This window comes from Arthrobacter sp. UYCu511, from assembly GCF_040547105.1.
Classification (GTDB): Bacteria; Actinomycetota; Actinomycetes; order Actinomycetales; family Micrococcaceae; genus Specibacter; species Specibacter psychrochitiniphilus.
Map to the genome: position 1 here is coordinate 146,638 of NZ_JBEPPB010000007.1, position 15,399 is coordinate 162,036.

Below are 15,399 nucleotides of genomic sequence, written 5' to 3' on the forward strand. Positions count from 1 at the left end.
TCCAATCAGAGAATATTATTATGAATCTCACTCGTCAGTCTTCTGCAGGACCCGCGGACTTAGCTGCGCCTTCAAGCTCTGACTTAGGCGTTTGTGGCACTCGTGGCGCATGTGCCGCCTCAGGCTGCGACTCGGGCTGCTCCGTCCACCAGTCGCGGAGGACGGCCTGCGCCTTATCCGGCCCCAGCGGACCGTGTTCCATCCGCTGCTCCATGAGGAAGTTGTAGGCACGGCCCACCACACGCCCTGGCTTGATGCCGAGCAGGGCCATGATGGCAGCCCCGTCAAGGTCAGGACGGATAGCATCCAGCTCTTCCTGCTGCGCCAGAACAGCAATGCGCTGTTCCAGATCATCATAGGCAAAGGAGAGCCTATCCGCCTTGCGCTGGTTTCTTGTGGTCACATCGGAACGGGTTAGCCGGTGCAGGTGCTCCAACAGCGGGCCCGCATCCGTCACATAACGGCGAACGGCGGAGTCACTCCAGCCCGATTCCCCATACCCGTAAAAGCGCATATGCAGCTCCACAAGCCGGGAAACGGCCTTGATGGAATCGTTGTCAAAACGCAGCGCCTTCATCCGCTTGGCCGTGAGTTTCGCCCCGGCCAGATCGTGGTGGCGGAAGCTGACCGCGCCGCCCGGTTCAAAACGGCGGGTCTTGGGCTTGCCGACGTCGTGCATCAACGCAGCAAAACGCAAAACAAAGTTTGGCCCGGGAACAGGCCCCTCCGGCCCTGTCTCCAAGGTGGCAGCCTGCTCCAGAACCTGCAGTGAGTGCTGGTAAACGTCCTTGTGCCTGTGGTGCTCATCGGTTTCCAACTTAAGCGCTGGAATCTCTGGCAGCACCAGTTCGGCCAAGCCCGTTTCCACCAAAATATCGATCCCGGCCCGCGGGTGGGCACCGCAAATGAGCTTGACCAGCTCCTCGCGAACCCGCTCGGCTGAGATGATGCTGATACGCCCGGCCATGTCCTTCATGGCAGCAAGCACGTCCGGATGCAATGTGAAGCCAAGTTGCGAGGCAAAGCGTGCGGCGCGCATCATGCGCAGGGGATCATCAGAAAAGGAATTTTCAGCAGTTCCCGGCGTGCGCAACAGCCCGGCGGCCAGGTCTTTGGCACCGCCGAACGGGTCCACAAGTTCCATGGCGGGCAGCCGCAACGCCATTGCGTTGACGCTGAAGTCACGCCTCTGCAGGTCATCCACAAGGGAGGTGCCAAAAGCCACTACGGGTTTGCGGGAGTCCGGATCGTAAGCTTCTGCTCGGTAAGTGGTGACCTCAATGAGGAGCACCTCTTTCGCAGAGTTGCGTTTGCGAAAGCCAATAGTGCCAAAGTCGCGGCCCATCTCCCAGTGTGAATCCGCCCATTTTTTTGCCACGGCGAGAATCTCATCCGGGGTGGCATTCGTGGTGAAATCTAGGTCGGGAGAAACCCGGCCCAGAAACAAGTCGCGGACCGGTCCGCCAACGAGGGAAAGCTCAAAGCCAGCATTGGCAAAGAGCATCCCCAGTTCAAGAACAACCGGGTCAAATTTTGAGGTATCAGGCACTAAATCCATGGTCCCTTAAGAATGCCAGACTTTTACCCTCCCGGGTTTGTCCAGGACACCAATCCCGCCTCGCTACTCATAAGGCACCGCAAAACTGCACCGCTGGGCCTGTCATCATCCAAGGCCAAAGATAGCTAGAGTGGACTGCATGGTCCACCCCGTGCCGCGCGCGCCCAAGAGGAACCCGTTGCCACCGGCAATGGGAGCACTCGGAGCGCCCGCAGCACCGAGCCAGTTACCCACTATTGAGGAAGTCTCGGCAGGTGGTGTGGTGGTGGAAATGCACCAAGGTGTTCCCCAGGTTGCCATCATTGCCCGCATCAACCGTGGCGGCCGGCTTGAGTGGTGCCTGCCGAAGGGGCATCCCGAAGGTGTGGAAACTCATGCAGAGGCTGCTGTCCGGGAGATTGAGGAAGAAACCGGCATAGCCGGGGAGATTCTGGCTCCCCTGGGCAGCATTGACTACTGGTTTACCGTTAGCGGCCACCGAGTGCACAAAACGGTCCATCACTTCTTGTTGCGTGCCACCGGCGGGTTCTTAACCATTGAGAACGATCCGGACCATGAAGCAGTAGATGTCGCTTGGGTGCCGCTCAATGAGCTGGCAAGAAAGCTCTCCTTCCCCAATGAGCGGCGCATCACCGATTTGGCGCGGGAATTATTACCGGAATATTTTTAGTCCAGTAGCCGCCGCTCAGGATAGTGAGCGTGCACTCCCATGAGTCCACGCTCAGTGCGTGTCCATTGTCAGCGCGTCTCAAGGCTGCAATGAGATGATGGTGGTGATGTCTAATGTTGAACGGGTTAACATCCCGCCTAAACCCGTAGCCGCACCGCGTGTGCCTCCCCGGAACCCTGCTCTTGTCCCCGCTCCGCCCCTAGCTCATACCGCGAGCAAGGGACGCATGAGCCCTTCTGCTGCGCGTTCCAGCGCCAACATGGCAGTTGGCACCTTGGTGTCCCGTATTTTGGGGTTGATTAAGGGAATTATCTTGAGCATCGCCGTGGCCGGCACGGTCATCGGTGACATTTTTGAAGGCGCCAACTACCTGCCCAACTTGATCTTCCTCATGCTGGCAGGAGGTGTCTTCAATGCCGTGTTGATCCCGCAGATTGCCAAGGCCAGCAAGCATCCTGATGGCGGCCGTGAATTCATTTCTCGGCTGCTGACCCTAGGACTTCTGGGTCTGCTGACGCTGACCGCCGTCGTCATGCTCCTTGTGGTACCCATCATGAGCCTGTCAACTTCGTTCACAGGTAAGCAACTAGAACTCGCCATTACCTTTGGTTTGTTCTTGTTGCCACAGATCTTCTTTTACGGGTTGTTCTCGCTGTTGGGGCAAGTCCTCAATGCGCATAACTCCTTCAAGGCTTACGCTTGGGCCCCTGTGGTGAACAATGTGGTGGCCATTACCGGATTGCTCGTGTTCATTTTTGTTGCTGGCAGCTCCGCGACTAACCCGCACACGGTCGGTAACTGGACCACCGGACAATCGTGGATCCTGGCCGGTACCGCCACTCTCGGCATCATCGCCCAGTCCGTGGTGTTGCTTATACCTGTTCACCGTCTGGGTTTGAACCTGCGCCCCAAGTTCTCTTTGAAGGGCGCAGGGCTAGGAGCCACTGCCAAGATCGCCACATGGACCATGGGAACCATGATTATTGGCAACTTGAGCTTTATCCTCATCCTGCGCATCGCCACCATCCCGAGCGGCGCAGACAGCAACGCTGGTGGGTCTGTGTATCCTGGCGCTCTGGTATTGAGCCGTGCAACCGAGATGTACATCATGCCGCATTCAACCATTGCGTTGTCCATTGCCACGGTGATGTTTACGGCCATGGCACACGCCGCAGCAAGCAAGAACCTTCCGGCGTTGCGATCCTCCGTCTCCAGTGCGTTGCGGACCACGGGGATGGCTACGGTCTTTGCCGCTATGGCTTTGCTGGTGCTGTCCGGTCCCCTCGGGATGCTCTTTAGCGGAAATCAGGAGCTGGTGGGCCGTCAGGTGGCCATCACGCTGGCTATTTTGGCCGTCGGGGCTCCGTTCTTCAGTATCAATTTCATTCTCAACAGAGTTTTCTATTCTCAGGAGAATGCCAAGACCCCATTCATTCTGCAATGCATCGCAGTGGCTGTGCTTCTAAGCTGTGTATTGATAGCCGGTCAACTGCCCCCGGAATGGATCATTTACGGCATTGCACTGAGCTACACCATCAGCAACTTCGTAGGGCCCATGATCAGCCACCGATTACTGAAGGCCCAACTGGGCGACTACGGTGGCGGCCTTATTCTGCGCGCACATATGCGTTTTCTCGCTGCGGCCCTCCTTAGCGGCATTGTTGGGGAGCTTTTGTTGAGGCTTTTTGGAAGCTCCGCAACCGGAGGCTTTATGTGGACATCTATTCAAGCGTCAGTGGTGACCTTGGCTGTTGTGGGATCTGCCATGGCGGTGGTCTATGTTCTGGTTTTGAAGCAGCTGCGTGTGGATGAAATTGATGCCCTTTTGAATCCGCTGATCAACAAAGTACGCAATCTGATACCCGGAAAATAAAGATATTGGACCAACGCCGTTCCGTGATACGCCCCAACCACGGCCCTTACAGTGTTTTCCTATAGAATCAGTCAAAATATGGCTTGTGATCTTCATTGACACCGGCCACCGTGTTTGTAAAAGGAGGATTTGGTGCCACAACCCATTGATGTGGGCTCTATCCTTGGCGGCCGCTACAAAGTGACCGGCCGCATCTTGGCCTCTGCCGAGAACGATATTATCCTCGACGGCCTGGATCAGGTCCTCAACCGCCCCGTGAGTATCTTGGTGGCAGCTGTTGAGAACTCACCCAACCTGACGCAGAGCGCCAGGGAAGTGGCCACGGGTGCAAGGGTTTCCAGTGTTTCCATCTTGGATCTGGGTGTGGAAGGAAACGCCACCTACCTCATCGCCGCCAGGAATTCCCCTGCTGACCTGCTTGACTTGGTGGTTCCCACGGAACCCTTGGAAGAGGTCTACCAGGAGCCGTTCTTCACTGATACTCTTGGCACGGAAATTTTCGGCAAGGCCCGGGACGCAGCTCCTATAAAGGATGCCTACGTCTACGAGGACAACTCCCCGCTGACGCCGGCCCACCCCATCCCCGGCATTACCACCCCGCCACCAACACACGCGGATGTTCCCACCCCGCCGCCCACCGCAGCGGTGAGCGGAATCGCCGGCGCAAGTGCCGCCGCAGTTCCTTCCCCCGCAGTAGCACCACCCCCTGTTTCAAAGGTGACGCTCTGGGATGAGGATGACTATGGATTCATCAACGAGGACCATCAGGAGAACCTGGACGAGACCAGGCGGCCCGGAAGATTCCCGGCGGAACTCCTGGACGCCCATGACGACTACACGGAGTCCGAGGACTATCTCGACGACGAGGATGACGGAAATGCTCCTCGTGCCACCGGCCGTTGGCTGACGGGCGCCATTTTCGGTGTCCTGCTCATTGGCGCTCTCATCTTTGCGGTATCGCACATCACCAACTTGTTCCCCGGCCCGGAAGTTCAAGCTGGCCCTACCACCACCACGGCTCCTGTGCCCACAGAAGCGCAGAGCCCCGCGGCACCCCCAGCGCCCGCGGTCGTGGCACCTGTTATCAAGGGGCTAACGGATATCACCGTCTACAATCCGGGCGCACCGAACTACAGTGAGGCGTTTTACCCCCGGCTCAAGGACGCCATCGATGGAAACAAAGCCACTTACTGGCCTACCGTAGAGTTCTCAAACGCCGCGTTCGCCGACCAGACAGACAGCATCAACCTGGTGGTGGAACTACAGGCTGAGTCAACCATCAGTTCAGTCACCATTAACCAGCTCGCCGGATTCGGTGGCCAGTTCAACATCCTAACTAACAGTAAGCCTGTTCTGCAGGATGCCACGAAGATCGGTAGCGGCTCATTCAGCTCACCGGACTTCACGTTGACGGCAGCTCCTGGGGTTACCGCCAAATACGTGATTATCAACTTCACGGAACTGCCCCGGTTGCAGCCGTATGTCACCTATCCCTTCGGATTAAAGATCACTGAAATCAGCATCAAGTAACCATCCCCTACGCCGCCCACAACCTATTCGGAATAAGTGTCTCTCTGTACCGGTTGTGGTTAGCGAAGGAGCTATTGGGCCGCCGTAGCGCGGTTCCGTCTATGAAGGAAAAGGAACACTCACCCGTGAGCACTGAAGTTACCCCCGCCAGCGAAGTCCGCGACGTCATTATTGTTGGCTCCGGCCCCGCAGGTTACACGGCCGCGATCTACACTGCCCGCGCCGACCTCAAACCGCTCATGATTGCCGGTTCAGTCACGGCTGGTGGCGAACTGATGAACACCACTGACGTGGAGAATTTCCCCGGTTTCCCCGATGGCATCATGGGCCCGGATCTGATGGAAAACCTTGGCCAGCAGGCTGAGAAGTTTGGCACCGAGGTGATGTACGACGACGTCACATCAGTAGAGCTCGAGGGTGCCATCAAGACTGTAACCCTTGCCGATGGCCAGGAATTCAAGGCACGCACCGTAATTATTTCCACGGGTTCGGCTTACCGGGAACTTGGGGTTGATGGTGAGAAGCGCCTGGTGGGCCATGGCGTCAGCTCCTGTGCCACCTGCGACGGTTTCTTCTTCAAGGGCCAGGACATTGCCGTTATTGGTGGCGGCGATTCCGCCATGGAGGAAGCCATCTTCCTAACCAAGTTTGCGGCAACAGTCACGGTTGTTCACCGCCGTGACAGCCTACGCGCATCCAAGATCATGGCCGAACGCGCGCTGAAGCATCCGAAGATCAAGTTCATCTGGAACTCCGAGGTTGTCAGCGTCGAAGGTGAAGCCAAGGTAACCGGTGCACGGTTAAACAACCTTGTCACAGGGGAACAAAGTGACTTGGCCGTGACGGGACTATTCGTTGCTATAGGCAACGATCCTCGTGTTGATCTCGTCAAGGGTGTCCTGGAGCTAACAGAGGCAGGAACCATTGCCGTAGAGAGTCGCTCCTCCAAGACGAGCATCAAGGGTGTCTTCGCTGCTGGCGACGTAGTGGACCCCACGTACCGCCAGGCCATCACGGCCGCTGGTTCAGGCTGTGTTGCAGCACTAGATGTTGAGCATTACCTCGCCGAGCAAGACTCCTAAGAGAAAGCAGATTCCCATGAGCAACGCAAAGAGCGCCACGGATGCAACATTTGCAGACGTTGTCCTGAAGTCAGAAAAGCCGGTTATTGTGGATTTCTGGGCAGAATGGTGCGGTCCCTGCCGCAAGCTGGGCCCCATCCTGGATGAAATTTCTGTGGAGTACTCGGACAAGGTAGAGGTGGTGAAGGTGGATGTTGATGCAAATCCCGCCATTTCCGCCAAGTATGGAATCACCTCCATTCCTGCCGTTTACCTCTTCAACGGCGGAGAAGTGCAGAGCACTGTTATTGGTGCCCGCCCCAAGCAGTACTTTGAGAAGGAATTCGCAGACGTCCTGAAGTAAAGAGGCGAATGATATTAATGACTGTGGACCGGGGTGCTCCCGGTCCACAGTCATTTAAACCACTCCAGCGTTTCTCTCAGACTGATCCTAAGCTTCAAAGCGCTCATAGCTTCCGCGCGGAAATTCCCTTTTTCTCACCCGCGCAATACTATTATTTGTGGGTCCCCTAGAAAATCTGCTTCATGCCGGCTGCTTCTCAGGCTGCTCCTACCTCTACCTCTTCTGTTTCACGTGAAACGTGGCCTCCTGAATGTGACTCCAGAAAGCACGCATCCTAAAACTGAATGGTATGGGTTCGGCCGTTGTCTGGGCGGGACAATAGGATACTCGGCTTCCCGACTGAACCTGAATGGGCTATTGGCGCCAAACTCAACGCAGAGTCGTGTGACGCAGCCGGGTATCAAAGACAATTAGCGAAGACCAGCAACGCAGTAGAACAGCCCTGGACAGCCGCGCAGTAGTGCCTCCAGTAGGGCCTCCATCTTCGCTCGCGAGGCAAAGCTATCATTCACTTCGATCCCCATGAGTTGCCAGCCATGATCTCCTCTAGCACTCGGCAAGCAAGCTGAAGATCGAAGCAGTCAGAAGAGCACCTTCATCAGCTGTCCAGACAGCGTCTACAACCGACACACAAATTTCCAGCCACCGTGTTCTGGCCCTCCAACCGGCGACTGTCAGCACCCCTCTCACGCCTCCAATGCTGATCTTTGGGCCCCATGGAGGCCGTCAGTACACGCATGGAGGTGGTGAACGAGAATCGCGGAACGGATTGAATTCGAACTGATCGGGGCGGATTGACTAGGGGCAGACCGGTCAGGAACGGATCGGGGGAAATCGGTGTGAACCTGAGTGAACCGGTGTGGGCTCCACATCGCCCGGAAGTATCCGGGCTGTTCGAGCCAGAGGTTGCCGCCAATAGATTCGCAAGTGCCTTGTCACCGCTCATGCAGGAACAGTCGCAAGAGCTGTATGGACTTGAAGGAGCACACCAGGCCGTACTTGGCGCTCAACATACGACTTAGAACCTATAAACGATGCATCATAATAATCCTTGTTCTACTAGTGTATATACACTAAAATAAAGATATGGGCGATTCAATGAATATCCCGGCTGGCTGGGATGCTTCATCCACCACAGGACATGTGGCGGACCTGATTGCTGGACTGACCCTGCCTCTTATTGAACCGCTGGACACTGACATTTCTGCCATGTCATCCTTCCCGAAGTATCCTGAACCTCATTCAGCTGACCCTGCCGTCCCACGGTCTGGAGACAGAATTCCAGACAACCTCCAGTCGTCTGCAGAAAATTCTTCGCATCAAGGCCCCCAATCGCAGCTGGAATCAGCCAGACTTCTCATGGATGAATGCACAGATGCACTAGTCGCGCTGAAGAAGCATCAAAACCAATGTGCCGCACTGGCCGCCGTGCTCATCGAGCGGTTACAGGCCACAGCGCTATTGGAAGCCACTGTCCTAAACGCGGATCCATGGCAACACCAACAGTGCATGAACAGCATCCGAGCCGAAATCGCGAGCATACTATCCATCCCTGAAAACATGTCCGAGAGGCTTCTGGATCACGCATCCACCCTAGTCCAGCAATTGCCAACAACTTTGGCAACGCTGGTTGATGGTGGGCTGGGGTGGGAACACGCCGTCGTCATCGCCGAGGAGACGGACTTACTGCGCGCAGCAGGTTTGCCGCCAGTCACAATCCACGCATTCGAGCAAGCCCTGCTCGAGAAGGCCGCAGCGTCAACTCTGCCAAGCTTCCGTGAAAAGGCACGTCGACTCCGTGAACGCCAGTATCCTGAAACCATCCCTGCCCGGACCCGCCGCGCATACTCCAGCCGCTACTTGCGCATCAGTCACGGCCAAGACGGCATGTCCTGGTTGAGCCTTTACGCTCCGGCGCCCACGTTGGAAGGTGTCTGAAACCTGTGCACCAGCACTGCTCAAGCTGCACAGGGGCCGCATGAGGACCGGACACTAACTCAGCTCCGGGCTGATGTTGCGGCGGCACTGCTGCTAAACCAGTCCATGGAGGAGAACAGTGTCTATTCACCAACCCCTGACACAGAGGCTGGAACGGGAACAGCTCAAGAGTTTATTCACAGTCCATTCACCACAACCAGTGTGGTCAAATCGTCTAAGAGCCACGAGTCTCTGGGCAATGAAGAGGAAACCTCTGGAGAATCCTTGACACCTGATCTCGACCGGGGTGACTACCACCTCGATAATTGCCAGGTCCCTGTCTATGATGATCCAAACTATGGAGACGTTGCGTTCAGAGCCCCAGACATTGATGACTGGGCGGATTGGATCCCTGCTTGGTCCCCTCCCGATCTCATCCCCCCACCAAAGATCAGTGCCGGCACAACCACAAGAGACAAGACAGACCCTGTCTGGCCGCCAATGCCCCAGGTCACCCCCGTCTTGATGGTACCGATACTCTCGATGCTCGGCGCCACCAACGAGCCGGCGTGGATAGAAGGTGCTGGTCCAATCAGCATGGAAGTGGCCAGACATCTGGTGGCGCAGTCTTCAAGTTTCTACCGCATTCTGGTGGATCCCATCTCGAACCAGACAGTGGATTCCGCCCCTGAACACTATAGAACTACAAAGGCAATGCGAACCATGTTGCGGATCAGGGATGAGTACTGTCAATTCCCGGGCTGCGACGCCAAGGCCCATACTTCCGAGATAGACCACATTAGGAAGTACGAGAACGGCGGCTCCACGACCTTCATGAACCTGGAGGTGCTGTGCCGGCGGCATCACGCGCTAAAGCACTTCAAGGACAACAGAACCCATCAGGGCCACTACCGCACAGACCAGACTCCCGAACGTCGTGAAGTGAAAATGCGGGGCTGGACACCGGCAATGACGGACAGGGGAATCGCATGGACGTCACCCTCAGGGCGCTATCATCCGCCCAGGGACAGCGATAGCCAGCCCCCCCACCTACCCTAAATGGCTGCGGAACATTGTAGAGCTCAAAATCTCTACGCAGGACCAACACGAGATTGACTCCCAGGGATTCGAGGATGAAATTGGCATTTTCCTCTCGGACCAAGATGGCTACTGCGATCAATTCACCACGGTCGAACCAACCGAGGAGCTCATCCCCAGCGACGAAGATGAAGAGATCCTCACCGAGATGGCCATCAAGGCATTCCTCGCAAATGAACCCCTGGCAGACACGGACAAATAATCCGGTAGGCCTCCCCCGGATCTTCTAACCGACCCTCTGTATCAACTCACTTACCTGACGTTCATGTTTCACGTGGAACACTACTTGTTCTCTTGCGATACCGAGAGCCTCATTCAGATCAAACACCTAAGCTCTGATCAGCTGCGGAGACCCAATCGATCCACTCAAAACGCCTGACCATATACCAAGTGGTCCTGGATGGTTTCCATGGTCAGGTTACTCGCAGAAGGGATTCCACCTTACGCCACCATACTGTTGGCAGTGAGGATCAGCGAGGTACGTTAGTACCTGGATGAAGCGAGCCATAAGAACGTGCGCGTGGCATCGAAGAGAGACTGGTGCCCGGCACATACGAAAGATGAGCTGTCACCGCAGCCAAGCCTTTGGTACACGCAACATTGCCTCCTAATACTCGAGTCTTTGTCCGCAGCTCCTAGTTGTGCATGACCCACCAGTTTGCGCTGGACACCTTTCGAACGGCAGGGCTGGTAGGACTCAAGGTGAGAGTGAGGAATTAGCCATTGAAGTCATGTGGCCAATTCCGATCACATTGAGCTATTTCCACAGCGGGAAAGCCCCATCATGCGTTCACCTGATATTGGATCCAGAATCCCGTAGTGCCAGCTTGAGTTCAGTACCCAGCACTCTTGCAAATGCGCTGGCAGCCCAAACCACGGTCTGCGACTGGTACCGTTTCGGTCCCCCACGCCCACCGGGCAGAGCCACGTTGCTTCCCGGTTGGTCCCCCCATTCCCTTCCTGGCGATGAGCTCTACGACCGTCATGCGGATCGTAGATCGCGAACGAGTCTATCCAGCGAAATATTGCATGGCGTTGACGCACTCGTCTGCCAAAAGGTTGGCACCACTGCATCCGTTTACATGTCAGTACTATTGGCTCCTCTTTGACCCGTCCTGGAACCCTCACGCGTCTTAGGCCGAGGAATCCGTCGTCTCTTTGTTTGACCACCGCGTCAGCGTGAAGACCAATTCAGCGGTCTATTCTGCACCCAGTATCTTGTGCAGCCTGATTGGCACAGTGGTCTTCTCCGCCAATCAATGGTGGAGTGACTCATCTGTTCCGAGGCAGTGCCAAACTACCCAAAATGCACCCCTTCCCAGCAACGGCAATGATGGGCAAGCATCCCATCCCGGGGCGTTGAGATAACGTAAAGGAACAGAGACGATGATGATAATGAGCACCACGAGGTAGTCTGCGGCAGCATTGCCGTCTGGGTACTATCCTTCGCGGGACTCCACAGCGACGCTGCCAGCCCACATGGCGTCCAGCCTGCTGGGCCAGGGTGTCCTCATCGCATACCGAGTGGCTGCACGAGGATATATTGCAGTACCTTAGGCAACCTCAATCTAGATATCCTGGGATACCCCAAGATCTAGCCGCGCGGACTCAGCCGAGCATCCTGACGAGCCCGCACATCACGATGACAAGCAGACCCAACAATCACCTCGTCGCTGAAAACGACGCCGGCATCGAACAACAACGCAAGCACTAACAGCTGGTCGGAATCTGGAGGCACTTAGGGCGTTGCTTGTCGGTTTGTAGATGCGCACTGTGGGCAAGCGGGCCGGAGCATGACGCCACCGCCACGGTGAGGGTGGCGCTCCCGATCGACTACAAGGACGCGGACCCGAAACGAGGTAGCTAGGGAGCTGTACCCGTTAATCATCGCTGTCTGTGTTCGCGTCACTTATTCTTTTGGCCAGCATACCTCCCCGTTGCTCGCTGCAGTGTTGCCGGGTGTCAGCTGGTCTGGGCGTTCTTCGGTGCCGTGTTCCGCTCCTTGACTCCGGCTATTTGGCAGCCAGTGGCACGGCAGTGAACCTGGTCAATCCGTGTGGAGCTGATATGCACTATTCTAGGGTGATTCTTCTTATCCGGGGTGGATCATGTTGACTTGGGTGTCGTCTTGGCGGATGTCCCCTCCTTGGGAATACTAAGGGTCGAGCACGGACAAATGTTCAAGAGCCAGCTGCCGGATATGGCATATTTAGTCGAGGCTTTCGGTAGCGGGCCTGTGTCGATCTGGTGTGTAATCTCGCCACTTCGTATACATCGGATCTCGTCACTTCGGAGACGACACTCTCTCCCCACGTCGGAGACACTTTTACCGACGGGTTGGCAGCGATAGTCATTGAATGGCGAACTCTCTTTCACCCGCGTTCCCGTGCACCGAAGACTCCGGCCCGTAAATATGGTCCCGGCTGATTCACAAAGTGGTGAAGATCCGGAAGCAACTCAAAGCCGATGGCTGGTGCTATGGCCCACGTTCGATCTATAACGAAGCCAGCCAGCAAGGGAGGTTCCCGGGTGGGAAGGTTTCCTCGGTCGCGAGGGATAACCCGCCTGCTCTCCAGTGTCTGTCACGTCTACGCAGCCCCCAGGGAACGACCCAAGTCACCGTACATCCCGTTCGTACGCTCCACCGTGATGTCATTGTGGCAACTGGATGCTTTCGAGTACCGTTTCGCTGGCGAATAAGTTATCACCGTGTACCAGCTCCTCGATGACTCTTCGCGCTTCGATGTGGGCACAGCAGCGTACTCACTTGCCGAGAACAGTACCGATGCCAAGGACGTCCTCGAACGAGCCATCACCGTTTACGGCCCGACCAAAGATGTGCTGTCGGAGAACTCATTGGCGTTCAATCAGCTGCGGGCCGGCAGGATCGGTTCCGGTGAAATCTTCCTCGCCTCCAAAAGGACCATGCCGATCAGCGGACTGCCCGGCAAACCCACCACGCAAAGCAAGAACGAGCGCTCTCAGCAAACCCTGCTGCGGTTCCTCGACGTGCAGCAGCCCGCCATGTTCGAGCACCTTCAGGGCAGGATTCACCGGTTTTGAGATCACTACAACAACCGCCGGCCGCGCCAATCCCTGGACCATTCCACACCGCGTACAGCCTGGGATTTACTTCAACATACTGTTACCGAGTGCGCTATTTGACGATGACGTCGTCGCCTTAAATGACGATGGGATCGATGGACCGCTCGTCATGGTGACGTGGTGTTTCAGGGCATGGCAAAGCACGGTCTCGTCTCTTTTTAGGTGTGCAGGGGTGGGCTGAGTATGTTATCTCGTGTGAAGTGCCCGATCACGGTCCAAGGCGGCAGCTCGACACTTGCCCGATGGTTGAAAGCCAATGCGGCGCCGGCCAAGATATTCAGGTGCCAGCCGAGCAGGCTCGGCCACTGCTTGGGGCGGACCAGCTTGTCGGGGTTGACACGGAACGCGTGCTTCACTGCCTGTTGCTTCAGCCAGTGAACGTGTGTGTCCGGGACACGGCGGAGCCAGCGCCGCACCCTGCGTAGGGCCAACGCGGCCGGCAAAAGGAACTGGGTACGTCCGCAGTCGGCACAGCGGGCTCGCCGCCGCTGTAGGGTCAGCCGCTCCTGGCCCAGGCCACGCACGGTGCGGTGACGGGAGTGCCCGTGGGGCGCAGCGGCGTCGAGCAATGAGGACAGGGTATTTCGCCCGCCAGCAAGGCCGTCCCGGCCTGATCGGGGCTACCCACGACCATCATCGCGCCCGCTCCTCTTCCTATACCAAAAGATCATGTCAATGACTCTTGCCTACCAGGCCCCGGCTAGGAAGGGGCCACTTCGTGGAGAACAGCGAAACAAGGGAACGAAGGAATCACTCCACCACGGGCGGCCCGAGCAAAATCATGCTGCCACTTTGGTTGCTCAGAGATTTCGGGCCCCGGCGGGAATCGCGGATCTGGTCGTCGGGTTGACGCTGCCAACTAAGCACAAACCACAGCAGCTACATCGTCACCCACAATGACCAATGCGCCCCAAACAACGCGACGCGTAACACATACGCTGGCAACACAGCCGATTCCCTAACCGACCCTGGAAGCCAAAGCCTTGTACTACATGCAAGTCCGTACACGGCCTCAGGGAGACCTTGATCCGGCAGTACTGACAATCATCCAAGACCGGGGAAATCCTGGCCGCTAGAAAACACCCAGGATAGTCCCGCAGACCAGTCAGTCGTACAGATCACCCTCGCGAACCGGCAGGCCTATTACCAAGGTTGCCAGTCTCCTTGCCCACGCCCAACGCCGACCGCTGCGGTGCGTCGTGCTCGGCAAAACAATGGAATCTCAAACGATAACACTACGAGGACCAATGTGCCAAACACCAAGAAGAACAACCTGATGTGATGTCCACTCGTTAACCACCGGCACAGCTGCCTGTGCAACCGAGCCGGCAGCTGTCTACGAAGTATTGAAAGCCTCGTCTATACATGGCAGAGCATCGGCAGCTACGGCGAATGAAGCATCCATGACGAATTCCCCAAGATAAAGACTGCGCGCCTGGTACCGGCTCATTGGCTCAGTTCACCAGTACGGTCTCAGTGCCGTGGATGAAGCATGACCCGGACGGGACAAGCGGACCCTGTAAGCGAAAATATACCCGGTTACTGCGAGTTTGGAAGTTCTCCGAGTTCAAAGATTCAGTACCCGTACAGCCCTGGATAAGCACCGTTGACATGTTCCTCGTGAACGGCTTCACTATCAATTCTGTTAGAACTCAACGTCAGTAGCGGCTTTGAGAGAGCCGTTGTTGTTCACCTTCTCCGCAATTGGCCGGTACCACCAACCTGCCCACAACTAAGTCAGCAGAAGGCCACCCTGGTACCAATGAAGTGACAAGGACCGACGCCGCACCACCAGAGAGAATCATGGATAATCCCAGCACCACATGGCTCTTACGGGTGTTCCCCTCTCCATGGAAAAGCTGCGATCCCATCCCACCACAGCAGATACGGCGTATTTGTGGACTCGCACAAGGCGTAAGGCGCGGAATCGTTTGCAGGCTATCAGTTCGCTCCGGCGGGCAGGGTAAGGAATGCGGCGGTAGACTGTGAAGCTTTCTGGCTGTTCGATTCCAACGGGTGAAAGGTCAGTCGGGATATACCGGCACAACTTACCCATTTATGACGGCCGATACGACACTCGCACCCAGGTATCCGGCGATCGTTTCGCAACCGTACATCACCACCCCGCACGGGTCGCTATTGCAGAGATGGCGGCCCTACTCGGTCGCACCTACGAACAGTGCTGATAGATCCATACACATGCACTGAACTGCAGAGCTCCCG

10 protein-coding genes are annotated in these 15,399 nt (G+C 56.6%); 8 read left to right on the forward strand and 2 right to left on the reverse strand.

Going from position 1 to position 15,399, the window contains the following annotated elements; genetic code table 11:
- Positions 1 to 34 precede the first annotated feature (34 nt).
- Positions 35 to 1,558, reverse strand: a complete 1,524-nt coding sequence (locus tag ABIB48_RS11505; protein ID WP_315914603.1) for a CCA tRNA nucleotidyltransferase — start codon at positions 1,556 to 1,558, stop codon at positions 35 to 37.
- A gap of 139 nt (positions 1,559 to 1,697) precedes the next feature.
- On the opposite strand from ABIB48_RS11505, the gene ABIB48_RS11510 reads away from it, so the two are divergent.
- From ABIB48_RS11510 to ABIB48_RS11545, 8 genes are all read left to right on the forward strand, one after another.
- A complete protein-coding gene (locus ABIB48_RS11510; RefSeq protein ID WP_315914604.1) occupies positions 1,698 to 2,228 on the forward strand; it encodes an NUDIX hydrolase in 531 nt (176 codons plus the stop codon).
- A gap of 226 nt (positions 2,229 to 2,454) precedes the next feature.
- The gene (gene murJ / locus ABIB48_RS11515) at positions 2,455 to 4,101 is read left to right on the forward strand and encodes a murein biosynthesis integral membrane protein MurJ (RefSeq protein WP_354213044.1); all 1,647 of its coding nucleotides are present in this window, start codon (positions 2,455 to 2,457) and stop codon (positions 4,099 to 4,101) included.
- A gap of 132 nt (positions 4,102 to 4,233) precedes the next feature.
- Entirely contained in the window at positions 4,234 to 5,631 is a 1,398-nt protein-coding gene (locus tag ABIB48_RS11520) for a hypothetical protein (protein WP_354213046.1), read from the forward strand.
- 101 nt (positions 5,632 to 5,732) lie between these two features.
- On the forward strand, positions 5,733 to 6,713 hold the full coding sequence (gene trxB, locus ABIB48_RS11525) for a thioredoxin-disulfide reductase (RefSeq protein ID WP_110105715.1): 981 nt from the start codon (positions 5,733 to 5,735) through the stop codon (positions 6,711 to 6,713).
- Between the two features lie 16 nt (positions 6,714 to 6,729).
- The gene (gene trxA, locus ABIB48_RS11530) at positions 6,730 to 7,056 is read left to right on the forward strand and encodes a thioredoxin (RefSeq protein ID WP_110105714.1); all 327 of its coding nucleotides are present in this window, start codon (positions 6,730 to 6,732) and stop codon (positions 7,054 to 7,056) included.
- Positions 7,057 to 8,142: 1,086 nt separating this feature from the next.
- Entirely contained in the window at positions 8,143 to 8,994 is an 852-nt protein-coding gene (locus ABIB48_RS11535) for a DUF222 domain-containing protein (protein ID WP_354213047.1), read from the forward strand.
- A 105-nt stretch (positions 8,995 to 9,099) separates the two neighbouring features.
- Positions 9,100 to 10,032, forward strand: a complete 933-nt coding sequence (locus ABIB48_RS11540) for an HNH endonuclease signature motif containing protein (RefSeq protein WP_354213048.1) — start codon at positions 9,100 to 9,102, stop codon at positions 10,030 to 10,032.
- A gap of 2,748 nt (positions 10,033 to 12,780) precedes the next feature.
- Positions 12,781 to 13,134 carry a hypothetical protein gene (locus ABIB48_RS11545; RefSeq protein WP_354213050.1) on the forward strand — a complete coding sequence of 118 codons (354 nt, stop codon included), beginning with the start codon at positions 12,781 to 12,783 and terminating at the stop codon, positions 13,132 to 13,134.
- A 200-nt stretch (positions 13,135 to 13,334) separates the two neighbouring features.
- Here the strand turns inward: ABIB48_RS11545 and ABIB48_RS11550 are convergent, their stop codons facing one another.
- Positions 13,335 to 13,745: a hypothetical protein gene (locus ABIB48_RS11550; RefSeq protein WP_354213051.1), complete on the reverse strand. Its 411-nt coding sequence runs from the start codon at positions 13,743 to 13,745 to the stop codon at positions 13,335 to 13,337.
- Positions 13,746 to 15,399 lie beyond the last annotated feature (1,654 nt).

Bases quoted from the DNA above. Each gene is read 5' to 3' on its own strand.
- ABIB48_RS11505 (WP_315914603.1), bottom strand. From the start codon at position 1,558: ATGGATTTAGTGCCTGATACCTCAAAATTTGACCCGGTTGTTCTTGAA.
- ABIB48_RS11510 (WP_315914604.1), top strand. From the start codon at position 1,698: ATGGTCCACCCCGTGCCGCGCGCGCCCAAGAGGAACCCGTTGCCACCG.
- murJ (WP_354213044.1), top strand. From the start codon at position 2,455: ATGAGCCCTTCTGCTGCGCGTTCCAGCGCCAACATGGCAGTTGGCACC.
- trxB (WP_110105715.1), top strand. From the start codon at position 5,733: ATGAAGGAAAAGGAACACTCACCCGTGAGCACTGAAGTTACCCCCGCC.
- trxA (WP_110105714.1), top strand. From the start codon at position 6,730: ATGAGCAACGCAAAGAGCGCCACGGATGCAACATTTGCAGACGTTGTC.
- ABIB48_RS11535 (WP_354213047.1), top strand. From the start codon at position 8,143: ATGGGCGATTCAATGAATATCCCGGCTGGCTGGGATGCTTCATCCACC.
- ABIB48_RS11540 (WP_354213048.1), top strand. From the start codon at position 9,100: ATGGAGGAGAACAGTGTCTATTCACCAACCCCTGACACAGAGGCTGGA.